The organism is Brachybacterium sp. (genome assembly GCF_036379615.1).
GTDB lineage: Bacteria > Actinomycetota > Actinomycetes > Actinomycetales > Dermabacteraceae > Brachybacterium.
The window spans coordinates 146,153-161,161 of sequence record NZ_DASVGJ010000067.1; the positions used below are offsets into that span (position 1 = coordinate 146,153).

15 protein-coding genes are annotated in these 15,009 nt (G+C 72.3%); 7 read left to right on the forward strand and 8 right to left on the reverse strand.

Annotation, left to right across the window (positions count from 1 at the left end; all coding sequences use genetic code 11):
- Positions 1–78: 78 nt before the first annotated feature.
- The 4 genes from VF289_RS14895 to VF289_RS14910 form a co-directional block, all read right to left on the reverse strand.
- Positions 79–1,419: an MFS transporter gene (locus VF289_RS14895; protein ID WP_330884694.1), complete on the reverse strand. Its 1,341-nt coding sequence runs from the start codon at positions 1,417–1,419 to the stop codon at positions 79–81.
- Positions 1,420–1,746: 327 nt separating this feature from the next.
- Positions 1,747–3,045: an alpha/beta fold hydrolase gene (locus VF289_RS14900; RefSeq protein WP_414644504.1), complete on the reverse strand. Its 1,299-nt coding sequence runs from the start codon at positions 3,043–3,045 to the stop codon at positions 1,747–1,749.
- Positions 3,042–4,091: a LacI family DNA-binding transcriptional regulator gene (locus tag VF289_RS14905; RefSeq protein WP_330884696.1), complete on the reverse strand. Its 1,050-nt coding sequence runs from the start codon at positions 4,089–4,091 to the stop codon at positions 3,042–3,044. The genes VF289_RS14900 and VF289_RS14905 overlap by 4 nt, the downstream gene beginning before the upstream one ends.
- A 90-nt stretch (positions 4,092–4,181) precedes the next feature.
- A complete protein-coding gene (locus VF289_RS14910; protein ID WP_330884697.1) occupies positions 4,182–4,928 on the reverse strand; it encodes a GAP family protein in 747 nt (248 codons plus the stop codon).
- A gap of 102 nt (positions 4,929–5,030) precedes the next feature.
- Between VF289_RS14910 and VF289_RS14915 the strand changes: the two genes are divergently transcribed.
- The 4 genes from VF289_RS14915 (at position 5,031) to VF289_RS14930 (ending at position 9,433) form a co-directional block, all read left to right on the forward strand.
- Positions 5,031–6,278, forward strand: coding sequence for a sensor histidine kinase (locus tag VF289_RS14915; protein ID WP_330884698.1), 1,248 nt, complete (start codon positions 5,031–5,033; stop codon positions 6,276–6,278).
- Positions 6,275–7,003: a response regulator transcription factor gene (locus VF289_RS14920; RefSeq protein WP_330884699.1), complete on the forward strand. Its 729-nt coding sequence runs from the start codon at positions 6,275–6,277 to the stop codon at positions 7,001–7,003. The genes VF289_RS14915 and VF289_RS14920 overlap by 4 nt, the downstream gene beginning before the upstream one ends.
- 221 nt (positions 7,004–7,224) lie before the next feature.
- Complete coding sequence (locus VF289_RS14925; protein WP_330884700.1) at positions 7,225–8,796, forward strand: DHA2 family efflux MFS transporter permease subunit; 1,572 nt, start codon at positions 7,225–7,227, stop codon at positions 8,794–8,796.
- Between the two features lie 169 nt (positions 8,797–8,965).
- Positions 8,966–9,433 carry an ATP-binding protein gene (locus VF289_RS14930; RefSeq protein ID WP_330884701.1) on the forward strand — a complete coding sequence of 156 codons (468 nt, stop codon included), beginning with the start codon at positions 8,966–8,968 and terminating at the stop codon, positions 9,431–9,433.
- Between the two features lie 123 nt (positions 9,434–9,556).
- Here VF289_RS14930 and VF289_RS14935 read toward each other — a convergent pair whose 3' ends face one another.
- From VF289_RS14935 to VF289_RS14945, 3 genes are read right to left on the reverse strand one after another with little or no spacing between them, the layout of a single operon-like run.
- Positions 9,557–10,555 carry an ArsA family ATPase gene (locus VF289_RS14935; protein WP_330884702.1) on the reverse strand — a complete coding sequence of 333 codons (999 nt, stop codon included), beginning with the start codon at positions 10,553–10,555 and terminating at the stop codon, positions 9,557–9,559.
- On the reverse strand, positions 10,546–10,836 hold the full coding sequence (locus VF289_RS14940; protein ID WP_330884703.1) for a cory-CC-star protein: 291 nt from the start codon (positions 10,834–10,836) through the stop codon (positions 10,546–10,548). Before VF289_RS14940 ends, VF289_RS14935 begins: the two co-directional genes overlap by 10 nt.
- Positions 10,833–12,542: a carbon starvation protein A gene (locus VF289_RS14945; protein WP_330884704.1), complete on the reverse strand. Its 1,710-nt coding sequence runs from the start codon at positions 12,540–12,542 to the stop codon at positions 10,833–10,835. Before VF289_RS14945 ends, VF289_RS14940 begins: the two co-directional genes overlap by 4 nt.
- 268 nt (positions 12,543–12,810) lie before the next feature.
- Here VF289_RS14945 and VF289_RS14950 point away from each other — a divergent pair, with 268 nt between their 5' ends.
- The 3 genes from VF289_RS14950 to VF289_RS14960 are packed head-to-tail and all read left to right on the forward strand — an operon-like array spanning position 12,811 to position 14,872.
- Positions 12,811–13,377, forward strand: a complete 567-nt coding sequence (locus VF289_RS14950) for a TetR/AcrR family transcriptional regulator (protein ID WP_330884705.1) — start codon at positions 12,811–12,813, stop codon at positions 13,375–13,377.
- A complete protein-coding gene (locus tag VF289_RS14955; protein ID WP_330884706.1) occupies positions 13,374–14,111 on the forward strand; it encodes an ABC transporter ATP-binding protein in 738 nt (245 codons plus the stop codon). Before VF289_RS14950 ends, VF289_RS14955 begins: the two co-directional genes overlap by 4 nt.
- Positions 14,108–14,872, forward strand: coding sequence for an ABC transporter permease (locus tag VF289_RS14960; RefSeq protein WP_330884707.1), 765 nt, complete (start codon positions 14,108–14,110; stop codon positions 14,870–14,872). Before VF289_RS14955 ends, VF289_RS14960 begins: the two co-directional genes overlap by 4 nt.
- Before the next feature lie 36 nt (positions 14,873–14,908).
- Here VF289_RS14960 and VF289_RS19590 read toward each other — a convergent pair.
- A partial coding sequence (locus VF289_RS19590) for a DUF1990 family protein (protein WP_414644505.1) occupies positions 14,909–15,009 on the reverse strand: 101 nt, incomplete at its 5' end.

The following is a 15,009-nucleotide window of genomic DNA, read 5'->3' on the forward strand; positions in this document are numbered from 1 at the left end:
GTCCGCCGATGCAGGACGACCGGGACGGATCGCCCCGTCCCGGCCGTCGGAGTCAGCGCTCCACTATGACATGCCGCGCTACTTCACGCCGCGGATGAACATCGTCAGGATCGCGCCGATCAGGGCGATCACCCCGGCGGTGATGAGCAGGGGTGCGAAGTTCGTGCCTCCGCCCAGGTTCGCGAGCAGGAACCCGCCGAAGGCCGGCGCCAGGGACTGCGGCAGCGCATTGGCGATGTTGAAGACGCCGAGGTCCTTGCCCGCCTCCTCGCGGTTCGGGAGCACCTCGAAGACCAGGGCGAGGTCCACCGCGATGTAGGCGCCATAGGCGATGCCCATGATCGCCTCGACCACATAGAAGGCGGCGACGGAGTCGGCGTGCAGCAGGAGATAGGTGGCGAGCCCGAAGATCAGGATCGCCGCGGCGACCAGCGCCTTGCGGCGGCCGAGCTTGTCCGAGAGCCAGCCTCCGGCCAGGCTCGCGACCATCGAGGTCACGGTGTAGATGGTGACGCCGATGGCGACGGCGCCGGTGGCGGAGGCCGCGTCGAGCTCCAGGTGGTTGGTCATGTAGAGCAGCCGGAAGGTGACGAACATGTACGAGGCCAGGATGATCGTGAACCGGCCGGCCCAGGCCAGGGCGAAGTCCGGGTACTTCAGCGGGTTCCGCCAGAAGGTGGACAGCAGCTCCACCAGGTTGAACGGGTGACGGTTCTCCTTCAGCACCGGCTCGGGGATCATCAGCGCGTAGAGGATCGCCATCAGCGCACCGAGGACCGCGGGCACCATGAACAGCAGGAGCATGTTGCCGCCGAGCACGGTGGAGAGCCAGGTCGCGACCATCACGGCCAGGTTGCCGGCGATGCCGACGAGGCCCGAGACCTTGCCGTACTGGGTGCGGGAGAGCTGATCGGCCAGGGACGCGGTGAAGGCGGCGAAGGCCATGTTGGCGGTGGCCTGCGTGAAGAACCAGCCCACGGCCATGAGTCCGGCACCGGGCGCGATCGCGATGAGGAACAGGCCCACCAGCATCGCCACGGCGCCGCCGATGATCCACGGTCGGCGCCGGCCGAAGCGGCCCGTCGTGCGGTCGGAGATGCGGCCGCCCAGGGCGTTGAACAGGACCGCCGCGAGCGCGCCGGGGGCGACGGCCAGGCCGACGATCGCGGCCTGCTGCGCCGGATCCGCGGAGAGCGTGGTCGCCTTGAGCTGGATCGAGACCGTCGCGGGCCCCATCAGGCCCAGGAAGATGCCGAGCTGACCCAGGACCACGCCTGCCACGAACCACCACGGCTTGACGGTGTCCGGCTGGATGCCGATGTGCGGGACCGGGAGCTTGGGCCCGACCAGGTTCGGACTGCCGTCGAGGTCGATGGTCGGATCGGGCGGGAAGCCGGTGCTTCGGGTGGGGGTGGCCACGCGGGGACTCCTTCGTCTGTGTGCTGTGCGGCCACTGCCTCCTGCCGCGACTGCGCGGGCTCGAGCGTGCGGCCGTGGCGCACATTATTAGTCGGTGCCACCTAATAAGTCGAGCCATTGCTGTCCACTGGTCAGTTTCTGACAGCGACATGGCATGACCTGCGACGATGCGACCACCGAGACATGGCGCGCGTCACATCCGCGGGTGGCGGGGCGCCCACAGAGGGGCGGGCGCGCCCGCGACCCAGGGAGACTCTGCGGCGCACGCAGTGCCCGCGACGCCCGGAGAGCGTGCGGTGCGTGGGAGACCTGCGGCGCGGGCCCGACTCAGGCGGTGCGGCGGCCGGCGGCGAGGTCGAGCAGATGGTCCAGCACGGTCTCCCCGCTCGCGCGCAGTCCGTTGTGCTCGTACTCGCTGGTGACCCAGGGGCGCAGCCGCGACAGCAGCGACGCCGTGTCCATCGAGAACTCGCGGGGCACATAGGCGTCGTCGTAGTAGACGGCGGCGGCGCCGGGGACGTCCGCCGCGCGCAGTGCGGCGGGGTCGTACAGCGCAGGCCACTCGTGCTCGGCGAGCAGGTCGGCGGCCTCGGCCCAGACCTCCAGCTCCGGGTCCTCGGCGAAGAGGGAGCGGTGGATGTGCTCCCCCGCCAGCAGGGTGGGATCCGCGAGCACCTCGGTCGGCTGCGCACGATCGGCGGCCCAGCGGGTGGCGGTCCCGTCGGCCCAGCAGCTCTCGTGGATCACGGCGTACAGCGGGTTCCGGCCTCCGAACGGCAGGGCTGCGGCGAGGTCATGGGAGAAGGCTGCGGAGGCGGGATCCATCTCCAGCAGGTAATGGAGGCGCGCGGCCCCCTGGGAGGCGCCGAGGAGGTGACCGAGTCGGCGCAGTCGCTCCACGCCCACGCGCTGACCGTCGGGGAGCCGCAGCCGGCCGGCGTCCGCGGCGTCGGCGAGGCGGCGGAAGCGGTCGCGGTCGCCCGGGAAGCGGTCCCAGTGCCGTTCGCTGCGGCCGATCATGCCGTGCCAGGTGGCGGCGTAGACGGCGTCCATATCGGGGCCGATGTTCGGCAGTCCACCGGTGAACAGGGCCGTCGCCACGCTGCCGGCGGCGGCGCTGAGATAGCGCAGGGTGGTGAAGCCGCCGAAGGACTGACCCAGCAGCGACCAGGTCTCGACCCCGAGGTGCCCGCGCAGCAGCTCGGCGTCGGCCACGATCGCATCGGCGCGGAAATGCGTGAGATAGCGGGCCTGCTGGGAGGCGGTCGCCTCGCGCAGGGTCGCGGCGCCGGCGATCGCTCCTTCGGGAAGGGCGGCGTCCGGACCGACCGGGGTCGAGCGGCCCGTGCCGCGCTGGTCGAGCATCACCACCCGGTGCTCGCGCAGGGCGCGGGCCAGCCAGGCCGGCGACGCGGCATCGAGGGGACGGGGAGCCTCGGAGCCCGGGCCGCCCTGCAGGAAGACGAGGTAGGGCCGGTCCGCTCCGCCGTCGGCCGTGACCACCCGGGCGAACAGCTCGATCTGCGCCCCGGCGGGGGCGGCGTGGTCCAGCGGGACGGGCAGGGTGACGTCCTGCAGCTGCAGTCCGGGCAGGGTCCAGGTGCGGGAGGAGGGAGTGGTCATCATGCTCCGTCGGGGTCGCGAGTGGTGGTGCCGGGGAAGAACTCCCAGTCGAAGGTGTGCAGCTCACCGGGACGGTCGCGGCGGTCGGTCGCGCGGTCGATGAGGATCCGCGACAGCCGTGCGAAGACGTCGTCCACGCCGTAGTAGCTCAGCGGGCCGAAGTACTCCGTGGCCGCGGGGACGTCACCGATGGAGATGATCTCGAGGTCCTCCGGGATGGCGATCCCTGCCCGTTCGGCGGCGATCTGGAGGGCGACGGCCTGGTAACCGGTGAAGCAGATGACGGCCTCGGGACGGTCCGGCCCCGCGAGCCATGCGGCGGCGGCGACATAGGTCTCGTGGCTGCCCTCGGGGACCAGGTGCACGAGCGCCGCTCCTGGGCCGTCGCCATGCTCGCGGGCCGCGTCGAGGAACGCCTCGGCGCGCGGATGGGCGAAGGTGCCGCCGGGGCGGTGGGAGAAGTCGGGGGCGAGCAGCCGGACCTGCTCATGCCGGGCGCGCAGTCGTCGATAGGCGTGTGCGATGGCCCGGGTCGGCGTCGAGGAGACGACGTCGAAGCTCTCCGGCTCCATCTGCGCGGAGAAGGCGACCAGCCCCGAGTGGGTGGAGGCCGCAAGGCGACGGGTCAGGTCCGGTCCGTCCTCGACGAAGTCGATGCTGGTCAGCAGTGCGGCGTCGGCCGAGGCTCCCATCAGGTACTGGAACCAGCGCTCGTCGGCGAGCACCAGCGTGGAGAGGTCATGGACCAGGGCGTCCTCACGCACCTGGGTGGTCAGCTGCACCCCCCAGGGATCATCGAGGGCTCCCAGGGTGAGCACGATCCCGCCGCCCCGCCCGGTGCGCATGGCCTGCGCGTGACGGTTGGGGACGTAGCCCAGCTCGGCCGCGGCGGCGCGCACCTTCTCCTTGGTCGCCGCGGAGCCCGCGGAGCGGGAGCCGGCACGGCCGGAGAGCACGAAGGAGGCGGTGGCGAGCGAGACGCCGGCCGCGCGGGCGACATCGGCCAGGGTCACCGTGCCGCGCGGGGCGGCGAGGGGATCGCTGGTCATGACTGCGGGACCTCCTGGGAAGAGAGGGCTCGACCGCGCCCCCGGCGATCGAATCCTCGGAGTCTACCGGGCGGCCCCTCCCGGCGGCCGTCAGGAGCCTCCGCCGGTGAGCCAGGTCAGCGCGGGGCCGACGGTCTGCAGCGCGATGATCGCCCCGATGATGCCGACGGCCCAGGAGAAGGCGCCCGCCGTGTGCTTCACCGCCCAGTCGTGGGCGCGGTCCAGGAAGGAGTCGGCCCGCCCTCCGAGCGCCGCCCGCACCCCGCACAGCACCCCGGCGGGAAGGATCATCACCGCGCAGTAGCCCACCAGGATCAGGGAGCCCCGGGCGAGCCCGACCCCCATGTCCGCGAGGATGCCCATCGCGGCGAGGTACGGGATCATCGAGGCGGCCTCGAGGAGACCGGCGGTGAGGGCCAGCGCGATCAGGAGGGGCGGGCGGCCGGAGGCGCGGCGGGCGCGGTCCGTCCACCGGCGGGCGGAGGCCTCGGGATCCCCGCCGCGCTTGGCGACGGCCTTCGGATCGAGACGGAAGGACCAGACCACCAGGAGCACGCCGATGACAGCGAGCACCAGCATCACCTGCGGCGAGGCGAGCAGGTGCCCGAAGGCGTCGAGCAGGGGCAGCAGCCCGGCCAGCAGACCGATCCCCAGCAGCAGGTAGAACACCCCGATCACCGCCAGGTAGAGCAGGGTGCGCCCGGCCACGCGCAGCGCCCCGCCCTCCCCCACCACCAGCAGGATCACCGGGATCACGAGCGTGCCCAGCGAGGTGGAGTCGACCAGGGCCAGCAGCACCAGGCCCAGCGGGCCCGCGACGTCGAGAAGGGATTCCATGCCCTCCATGGTGGTTCCCGTCCGTCGGCGCGGGCCTCCTCCCTTGGGACGAAGTGCCGGCCCCGGGGGTCCGGGCATCGCATGCCCTCGTAGGCTTGGCGCATGTCCCGCACCCCGCTCCCGCAGCCGCTCCCGAGCCCGCGTCCCGGGCGTGGGGACCTGGCCGTGGCAGCGGCGTATGCGCTGCTGGTGGTGGTGCTCGCCGCCTCCGGCGCCGCGAACTCGGGGTTCCTCGCCGAGGGCCACGCCTGGCCCCGGGAGGTCTCGGTGGCATTGATGCTCGCGGCCTGCGTGAGCCTGCTCTGGCGGCGCCGTCTCCCCGTGGTCGCGCTCTCCGTCGCGGGTCCGCTGGGACTGGCCGAGATCATCGGCGGCGGGCAGATCTCCGCCTACTTCCTGCTGTTCGAGGCGCTGTTCGCCCCGGTCATGCACGGCAGCAGACGGCTGGCGCGCGCGACCACCGGCATCGCGATCGCCGTGGGAGTGCTCGCCGTGCTGGTCACGCTCGCCGTCGGCGCACCAGGACCCATGGTGTTCGTGGTCGTGCTGGTGGCCGCGCTGATGCTCTCCACCCCGCTGCTGTGGGGGTGGGAGGTGCGCCATCATCGCGACGCACGACAGGCCGCCGAACAACTGGCGACGCTCGAGCACGAGCTCGCCGCCACCCGCGCCGCCCATGCGGCGGAGACGGAACGTCGCACCCTCGCCCACGACCTGCACGATGTGATCGCCGGGCACCTCAGCGCCGTCTCCCTCCACACGTCCCTCGCCGCCTCGCTCGAGGACACCACCGCCCGCGACCGCTCCCTGCGCACCGCCCGGGATTCGGCCCACGACGCGCTGCGGGACCTGCGCTCGATGATCGGGGTGCTCTCGACCGAGGGCGCCGGATCCCAGCCTGCGGTGACGCTGGACTGGCCCTCGCTGCGCCGCCGGCTCCAGGGCCGCGATCCCGGCGCCGAGGTGCGCATCGATCCGGCCGCCACCGACCCGGCGAGGGTGGAGCCCGCCGTGCAGGCCGCCCTGCTGCGCATCGCCGCGGAGGCGAGCACCAACGCGATGCGCCACGGACTCGCGCCGCTGTCGCTGTCCGTGCTGGTGGAGGGCGAGGCCGTCACGTTCGAACTGCTGAACCGACGGGCGGGGACCGAGGTGATCGGCAGCGGCGTGGGGCGGGGCACGATCTCCCACCGGGCCACGGCGGTCGGCGGCAGGGCGAGCTCCGGCCCCGTCCCCGGCGAGGGCTCGAACGGCGGGACGTGGAGGGTGCACGCTCAGCTGCCGGCGCGTGCTCCGGTCCCGCCCACCGCCGCCTCCGTCCCGTCGTCGAACCAGGAGCCACGATCATGAGCGATGACACGACGATCCCGTCCCCGCAGGCTCCTCCCCTGCGCGTGGTGGTCGCCGATGATCACCCCGCCGTCCTCTCGGGGCTCGTCGCGCTGCTGGACTCCGCCCCGGACATCACCGTGGTCGCCGAGGCGGCCGATGGTGACGCCGCCCTCGCCGCCGCCCGTGAGCATCGCCCCGACGTGGTCCTCACCGACGTGCGCATGCCGGGCGCCACGGGTATCGAGATCACCCCGCAACTGCGCGAGACCGGTGCGAACGTGCTGGTGATCTCCGGTTTCGATCTCGACGACTTCGTGCTCGGCGCCCTCGCCGCAGGGGCCGACGGCTATCTGGTCAAGACCGAGGAGCCGCAGCGGATCCTCGCCGCCGTGCGTGACGTGCATCGCGGCGATGCGGTGCTCTCCGCCGCGGCGACCCGGGCCGTGGTCGCGGCACTGCGGGATCGCGGGCTCGACGAGACCGAACAGGCCGGGCCGCGCGCCGCCTCCGCGCCCGCGTCGGAGTCCGCGCCGGAGGCGCCCGTCGGCCCCGAGCCCGCCTTCACCCGTCGGGAGGAGGACGTGCTCGCGCTGGTCGCCCAGGGCCTGTCCAACCAGCAGATCGCCTCGACGCTCTTCGTCGAGGTCACCACGGTGAAGACGCATCTGTCCCACGCGCTGCTGAAGCTGCAGCTGGACTCCCGGGTCCAGGCCGCGCTGTGGTGGCAGCAGCACCGAGGGTGATCGACGTCATCAGAATCCCGGCCCCGTCGCACGGGAATGAGCGCCGACCACATCGCGTTACATATCACCGTGACGAGAAGACGTCCGCGTGAAAGGATCGGCGCGGTCGTGGATGGAGTCCGTCGGCCGCACCGAAGGGTGACCCAGCCGCCCCGCCGCCAGCGCGGGGCCGCGAGTCCCGGCCCTTCGGCCCCACCAGCAAGAAAGTCCCCTGCGCTCCCATGACCACGAGCACCCCCACCCCCACCGGAGAACTGCCCGCCCTCGAGATGTCCGGGGTCGTCGCCGGCGGCTCCGCCGCGGCGGAGGCCGAGCTGTCGACCCGCGACGGCGCCGACGACCCCCGCACCACCGTCGTGGACGGCCACGCCCCGAAGCAGATCGCCGTCACACCGATCATCGCTGTGCTGGTGGTCTCCGCCTTCGTGATGATCCTCAACGAGACCCTGCTGTCGGTCGCGCTGCCCTCGCTCATGGAGGACCTGTCGATCACGGCGGTCACCGCGCAGTGGCTCTCGACCGGCTTCCTGCTCACGATGGCCGTGGTCATCCCGACCACGGGCTTCCTCATGAAGCGGCTCTCGGTCCGCCAGGTGTTCACGATCGCGATGGGCCTGTTCCTGGTCGGCACGGCGGTCGCGATGGTCTCCCCCACCTTCCCGCTGCTGCTGGGCGCCCGCGTGGTGCAGGCCGCCGGCACCGCGATGGTGCTGCCGCTGCTGATGACCACGATCCTGGCGCTGGTCCCGATCCGCTCACGCGGCCTCGTGATGGGGCTGGTGGGAGTGGTCATCTCCGCCGCGCCCGCGATCGGCCCCTCCGCCTCGGGCTTCATCCTCCAGCACTGGACCTGGCACGCCCTGTTCCTCATGATGCTGCCGATCATCGTGGTCGCGCTGGTCATCGGCCTGCTCTTCATGCGCAACTACACCGAGCCGGAGAAGGTGCGCCTGGACGTCCTCTCCGTGGTGCTCTCCGCGATCGGCTTCGGCGGCCTCGTCTACGCCCTCGCCTCGATCAGCCAGATCGTCGAGGGCACGAACCGCGTGATCCCGCTGACGGTCGCGGTCGTGGGGCTGCTCGCGCTGACCGTCTTCACCAGGCGGCAGCTGCGCATGCAGGCCCGCGACGAGGAGCCGCTGCTGGACCTGCGCCCGCTGCGGGTGCGCACCTTCACCGTCTCCGTGATCGTGATCCTGATCGGCTTCGCGACCATGCTCGGCACCGTCGTGGCGCTGCCGCTGTACATGACCGGCTCGCTCGGCATGGACACCCTCACCATCGGGCTGACGATGCTGCCCGGCGCGGCCGCCTCGGGTCTGCTGGGCCCCGCGATCGGCGCGCTCTACGACCGCGTGGGCGCCCGCCCGATCGTGGTCCCGGGCATCGCGCTCATGGCCACGGTGAACTGGCTGTCGGTGTTCCTGCTGGACGAGCACGCCACCCAGGGGCTGATCATCGCGCTGAACATCCCGCTCGGCGTCGGCATGGCGATGGTGATGACCCCGCTGCTGACCCTGTCGCTGGGGTCGCTGCCCCGCTCGCTGTACGGGCACGGCTCGGCGATCCTCAACACCCTCCAACAGCTCGCCGGCGCTCTCGGCACCGCGGTGTTCATCGCGATGCTGAGCCTCGGCTCGGTGCTCGCCGCGGGTGCGGGCGTCTCCGCGCAGGCCGCGCAGGCCAGTGGCGCGAGCTGGGCCTTCGTGTTCGGTGGCGTCATCACCACGGCCGCCGTGGTGCTGGCCGCCACGCTGAAGCCGCTGCCTGCCGAGGCCTCGCCGCAGGGCTGAGGCACTCGCCGGCCCGCCGAACACTCCACCGCGCACTCCGCCGCAGCTCGACGACATTGTCGTCGCTGACGTGACCTCACGGGCTCTACGGGCCCGAGGTCACGCCAGCGACGACATCTTCGTCAGCGGGATGGGGGGCGGGCTGGGGGCGAGCCGCTACGCTCGCACGATGGGCAGAGTGATCTTCGTGTGCGGCCCGGCCGGATCCGGGAAGTCCACGCACGCGCGGCGCCTCGAGGCCGACGGGATGGTGCGTCTCTCCGTGGACGCCGAGGCCTGGGCGCGGGGCCATCGCACGATGCCGCTGCCGGAGTCCGTCAGGGCGGAGATCGTGGGCGCGCTGCAGGAACGGCTGCTCGCGCTCATCGCCGAGGGGCAGGACGTGGTGCTGGATCTGTCGTTCTGGTCGCGGGCGATGCGTGAGGAGTGGCGGGCGCTGCTCGCCCCGACGGGCGCGGCCGTGCAGATCGTGCACGTGGTCGCGGCGCGGGAGACGGCGCTCGCCCGGGTCGCGGCGCGCACGACCGGGCACGGCGATGACTTCCAGCTCGAGCCCGAGGTGGCGGCGCTGTACTACGACCACTTCGAGCCGCCAACGGCCGGCGAGGGGCCGATCACGGTGGTGCGGACGGGCTGATCCCGGGCCGACGGCGGGGCCTGACGCCTCGGCGACGACTTCTGCGGCGCTGGTGAGGGGCGACGGGCCAGGAGTCGTTCACCACACACCAGCGCCGACATCTTCGTGGCGCGGCACGGTCGCTCAGAGCTGCGTGGCGAAGCGGGCCAGGGCATCGGCGCCCACCACGTCCTCCGCGCCGAGGGGGACCTCCTGCAGCGGCACGCGCGGCAGGGCGGCGCGGAGGGTCGCGAGGTGCTCCTCCTCGAGCAGCCGTCGGCGCTCGAGGAACTCTCCGCGATCTGCCGGGGAGCGCTTGTTGACCACGAGAGCGCCCACGTCCACGCCGGTGCGGGTGAGCTCCTCGTGCAGCTCGATCGTCTCGAGCACGGGCAGGCGCTCGGCGGCCAGCACGATCACGAAGGAGCAGAGCGCGGGATCGGTGAGCACGCCGCGCAGGCCGGCCAGGCGGTCGCGGCGGCGCAGCAGGATCGAGCGGATCTCGTCGTCCCGCTCCTCGAGCGGATCGCGCGGGGCGGTGCTGCCCAGGAGCGTCCGCCCCCGGTCCGCGTCCCGCTCGAGCCCGCGCATCGCGGCGCCGAGCTTCGCGGACTTCTCGCGGCGGCTCAGCAGCCCATCGGTCCACGCGGTCATAAGCTCGGGCAGGGCCATCAGGCGGGCCGTATGGCCCGACGGGGCGGTGTCGAAGACGACCAGGTCGAACTCCTCCATCCCGGTCTCGACCAGCTCCGTCATCCGCTCGAGCACCGCGGCCTCATGGGTGCCCGGAGAGCGGCGGGAGAGCTCCATGTGCTTGTCGACCTCGCCGGCCAGGTTCTCCGGCATGAGGCGTTTGAGGGTGTGAGCGACGTCCTTCAGGTGGCGGTCGGTGGTCGCGTCGGGGTCGATCTCGATGCCCATGAGCCGATCCCGCAGCCCGTCGCCGAGCCGGACGGGTCGATCACCGATCGTCCGGTCCCACAGATGACCGAGGTTGTGGGCGGGGTCGGTGGAGACCACGAGCGCGCGTCGGCCCTCCCGCGCCGCGGCGAGAGCGACGGCGGAGGCGACGGTGGTCTTGCCGACGCCGCCCTTCCCGCCCAGGAACAGCACGCGGCGCTCGGCGGCGAGCCTCAGCAGCATCGGTAGTCCTCCAGCGGCGAGCGCTCCATCCCCATGCGCCGGTGCCAGTCGTGGAAGCCGTCGTAGAGCAGGGGCAGCAGTTCGGCGGTGTAGTAGGAAGCGGGGTTCGGGACCCCGAGCATCTCGCTCATCACGAGCATCCGAAACAGGTCGTCCTCGTCGCGCCGCGCCTTGGCGAAGGTGCGCCGGTACGGGGCGACGTAGAACTCGTGGAGGCCGTCGCTGAACGCCCGCCAGCGATCGGCGAGGGAGCGCGGGGACGGGGCGGGGGACGAGGTCACTCGCCGGTGCCGCCCGCGTCGACGGCCGCCCGGTCGTCCTCGTCCTCGAGGTCGGGCTCGGAGGTGCGGGCCCGGTTCAGCGCGACGGCGCTCTCGACGATCACCCACACGGCCGCGACCAGGATGATCACGTCGAGCACCAGCAGCAGCCAGTTCTCCTCGGCGAAGAAGTCGCCGAGCTGGATGATCAGCGCGTAGACGCTGACGAACAGCACGAACACCAGCGGGATCATGATCGGCAGCACCGGGCGGCGCTTGCGCATCAGCATCACCGCGAGGATCGCCAGGGTGAGGCCGGCGAGGATCTGGTTGGTGGTGCCGAACAGCGGCCAGATGACCATGCCGCCGGAACCGTCGGGCCCGGCGCTGAAGGTGAGGCCCAGGCACACCACCAGCACGATCGCGGTCGCGACCGCGGTGCCGAGCTTCACGCCGATCACGTCGCCGATCTCCTGGACCACGAAGCGCTGCAGGCGCACGCCGGTGTCCATCGTGGTGGCGGCGAAGAGCACCGCCATGGTGGCGAGGATCGTGGCCGAGAGCGAGGTCGGGATGCCCAGGCCCGAATTCAGGATCGCGCCGCCACCGTTGACGAAGGCGGTCACGCCGCCCTCGCCGAACGCCGAGTAGACCTCCTCCCAGTCCGCGATGGTGCGGAACCCGGCGGTGGTGGCGATGATCGCGCCGAGCGCCAGCAGGCCTTCGCCGACCGCGCCGAAGTAGCCCACGAAGCGGGCGTCGGTCTCCTTGTCCAGCTGCTTCGAGGAGGTGCCGGAGGAGACGATGCCGTGGAACCCGGAGATGGCGCCGCAGGCGATGGTCACGAACAGCAGCGGCATCAGGCCCGGGGTGCCCTCGGGGACGGTCGCGTTCATCGCAGGCGCGACGATCTCGGGGCGGAAGATCAGCACCGAGCCGTAGAGCAGGCCGAGGGCGATGAACAGCTGCAGGCCGTTGATGTAGTCGCGCGGCTGCAGCAGCACCCACACCGGGAGCACGGAGGCGATCGCGGCGTAGACGAACAGGACCACGATCCAGAACGCCTCGGCGGAGAGGCCCAGCACCGTCTCGGGCAGCACCACCGGCACTGCATCACCCAGCAGGATCAGGGCGTACAGCGCCACCACGCCCACCACGGACACGATCGGCAGACTCCATTTCAGGCGGTAGATCGCCTGGCCGATCAGCACGGCGACCACGAGCGCGCCCCAGGTGGGGATCACGGCTGTGGGGGTGGAGACCAGCAGGCCTGCGATGACCACGGCGAAGGCCGCGTTGACCATGAGCAGCAGCAGGAAGATGACCACCAGGAACAGTCGGCTCCCGCGGGCGCCGATGTACCGCGCGGAGAGGGTGCCGATGGATTGGCCGCGGTTGCGGACCGAGGCCCACAGCGCGCCGAGGTCGTGCATGCCGGCGAAGAAGACGGTGCCGAGGGTGACCCAGAGAAAGGCGGGCAGCCAGCCCCAGATCACCGCGACGGCGGGGCCGACGATGGGTGCGGCCCCGGCCACCGAGGTGAAGTGGTGGCCCCACAGGATGAACTTGTTGGTGGGGACGAAGTCGACGCCGTCCTGCAGCTCATGGGAGGGGGTGCGGAAGGAGGCGCTGAGCCTGAAGACGCGCCGGCCGAGGAATGTCGAGTAGAGCAGGTAGCCGGCGACCATCATGGCGACGCCGACGACCGCGAGGATCAGGGAGTTCACGGGGCTCTCCTGTCGGGGGCGGGGAAGGGACACCGCGGCAGGGGCGTGGAAGCGGCCGACGGGGCGGCCCGTCGAGCGCTCATCACGTCGTCATCGCTCGCGATACAGATCACAGTAGCCGACTCCGGAGCACGAGTTCCCGAGGCGCTCTCGAGCAGGGCGACGCGCCGAGGATTCCGCCCTGCGGGCCCGGCCGGGCAGGCCCCGGACCGAGGGACGGTGACGCCGACGGGTCGACAGCGCACATGTTAGTCACTAACGTCAGGGCATGCCCTCCACCGCCCGTTCGACGCCGGAGCACGTGCAGCGCACTGCGCTGGCCCTGTTCGCCGCCTCCGGGTACGACCAGGTGACGGTCGCCGCGATCGCCCGCGCCGCCGGGGTCTCCCACATGACCTTCTTCCGGCACTTCCCCACCAAGGAGTCCGTGGTCGTGGGCGATGTCTTCGACCCCCTCATCGCCCTGGCCGTCGCGCAGCAGCCGGAGCAGCACCCTCCGCTGCGGCGTGCCGTGGACGGACTGCTCGGCGCGATGGCGGATCCCGCCGCCCGCGAGCACCTCGGCTCCGAGGAGTTCCGTCTGAGGATCCGGCTCGCGGCATCGACGCCGTCGCTGCGCGCCGCAGTCCGTGCGGCCACGCAGGTCACCGAGGACGAGATCGCCCGGGCCCTCGGGGCGGGCGGCACCGCGCCTCGAACGGCGCGCGCCGCCGCCGGCGCCCTGATGGGGGCCGCGAGCGCGGTGCTGCTGGACTGGGCCGGCGGGGACGACGGCACGGAAGCGGCCTCAGCGCTCACCCGGGCACTGCAGGATCTCCTGCGCGGCGCACCATGACCCGCGCGCTCGCGGTCGTCGGCGCCTGGCGGCAGATCGGCGGGGTCCCCGTGCTGCGCGGGCTCACCCTGAACGTCGCCGCGGGCGAGTGCCGAGCGCTGGTCGGGATGAACGGGGCGGGGAAGACCACGGCGCTGAGAGCGATGCTCGGCATGCTGCGCCTGGACCGCGGCGAAGTGCGACTGCTGGGCCAGGACGTCCGCAGCGAACGGCGTGAGATCTGGCGGGAGATCGGCTGCCTCGTCGAGACGCCTCTGTGCTACCCGGAGCTGACCGCCCGCGAGAACCTCCGCGCCGCCGCCGACCTGCGCGGCGCCGACCGCGCCTCTGCCGCGTCCCGTTGTGCTCGCTTCGCCGAGGTGCTGGGGCTGTCCCCGTGGATGGATGTGCCGGCCCGGCGGCTGTCGCTGGGGTCGCGCCAGAAGGTCGGGATTCTCGCGGCGCTGGCGCACCGACCACGACTGGTGCTCCTCGACGAGCCGACCAACGCCCTGGATCCGCTGGCGGTCGTCGGTCTGCGGGAGATCCTCGGGGAACTCACCACCGAGGGCACGGCCGTGCTGGTCACGGGGCATCATCTCGATCAGATCGCTCGCCTGGGCGGGCAGGTGGACGTGCTCCATCGAGGACGGGTGGTCGAGACGATCTCCCCGGAGGGCACGGACCTCGAGCGCGCGTTCTTCGACGCCGTGCTCGCGGCGGAGCGCGCGCACGGCGAGGAGCGGCGGACATGAGCGCCACAGGCCGCACCCTGCTTCGCGTGGAGTGCCGGAAGCTCGCCCGGGCAGGGGTGGTGCGGGTGGCGACGCTCGCAGTGCTGCTGCTGACCGCGACCACCACCGTCGGCGGATTCCTCGCCGCCTCGCACGCACCCGGGACCGACATCGGGCAGAAGGCGGCGGGCATGATGGCGGCGCCCGGCTGGGCGGGGTACGTGGGTCTGGCCGGCACCGCGATCGGCATCTGCTCCCTGCTCGCCGCGGGCATCGTGATGGCGTGGAGCATGGGCCGGGAGTTCACCGACGGCACCGCGGTGGCCCTGCTGACCCTCCCCGCGCGGCCCGCCGCCGTGGCCTCCGCGAAGATGGCCGCCGCCCTGGTCTGGGTCCTGGTGCTGGCAGTCGCTGAAACGCTGCTGGTGACGCTCGGAGGATTGGCGCTAGGACTCCCTGCGACCGGGGCACCGCCCGCAGCCGCAGCAGTGCTCGTGGTCGGGGTGCTGCTCGGGGTGAGCGCCTTGCCGGTGATGTGGGTCGCCACCGTGGAGCGCGGTTACCTCGCGGGCATCGGAGCCACGCTGGGGATCGTGGTGATCACCAACCTCACGGCGGGGTTCGGCCTGGGCGCCGTCATCCCCTGGGCGGTCCCGGTGCTGTGGGCGGCGCCCGGTGAGGCCGTGCCCACGGCGCTGCTCGCCCTGCCGGCCGGGGTCAGCGTGGCCGGTGCACTGCTCACACGACGGGCCTGGACCCGCCTGGAGCTGGGCGACCGCTGACGTCGCTCGAGCGGATCGGGCAGGGGCCGGGGCTTCTCACGGGACGGACAGGGCACGGAGGTAGCGGCGGGTGACGAGCTCCTGGGCGAGCCGGGCGAGCGGGGCGCCGAGTCGGGCGTACCAGGTGGAAGGCCGGG

What these genes read in the sequence shown, in the direction of transcription:
- VF289_RS14900 (WP_414644504.1), bottom strand. Translation starts at nt 3,045, where the DNA reads ATGATGACCACTCCCTCCTCCCGCACCTGGACCCTGCCCGGACTGCAG.
- VF289_RS14905 (WP_330884696.1), bottom strand. Translation starts at nt 4,091, where the DNA reads ATGACCAGCGATCCCCTCGCCGCCCCGCGCGGCACGGTGACCCTGGCC.
- VF289_RS14910 (WP_330884697.1), bottom strand. Translation starts at nt 4,928, where the DNA reads ATGGAATCCCTTCTCGACGTCGCGGGCCCGCTGGGCCTGGTGCTGCTG.
- VF289_RS14915 (WP_330884698.1), top strand. Translation starts at nt 5,031, where the DNA reads ATGTCCCGCACCCCGCTCCCGCAGCCGCTCCCGAGCCCGCGTCCCGGG.
- VF289_RS14920 (WP_330884699.1), top strand. Translation starts at nt 6,275, where the DNA reads ATGAGCGATGACACGACGATCCCGTCCCCGCAGGCTCCTCCCCTGCGC.
- VF289_RS14925 (WP_330884700.1), top strand. Translation starts at nt 7,225, where the DNA reads ATGACCACGAGCACCCCCACCCCCACCGGAGAACTGCCCGCCCTCGAG.
- VF289_RS14930 (WP_330884701.1), top strand. Translation starts at nt 8,966, where the DNA reads ATGGGCAGAGTGATCTTCGTGTGCGGCCCGGCCGGATCCGGGAAGTCC.
- VF289_RS14935 (WP_330884702.1), bottom strand. Translation starts at nt 10,555, where the DNA reads ATGCTGCTGAGGCTCGCCGCCGAGCGCCGCGTGCTGTTCCTGGGCGGG.
- VF289_RS14950 (WP_330884705.1), top strand. Translation starts at nt 12,811, where the DNA reads ATGCCCTCCACCGCCCGTTCGACGCCGGAGCACGTGCAGCGCACTGCG.
- VF289_RS14955 (WP_330884706.1), top strand. Translation starts at nt 13,374, where the DNA reads ATGACCCGCGCGCTCGCGGTCGTCGGCGCCTGGCGGCAGATCGGCGGG.
- VF289_RS14960 (WP_330884707.1), top strand. Translation starts at nt 14,108, where the DNA reads ATGAGCGCCACAGGCCGCACCCTGCTTCGCGTGGAGTGCCGGAAGCTC.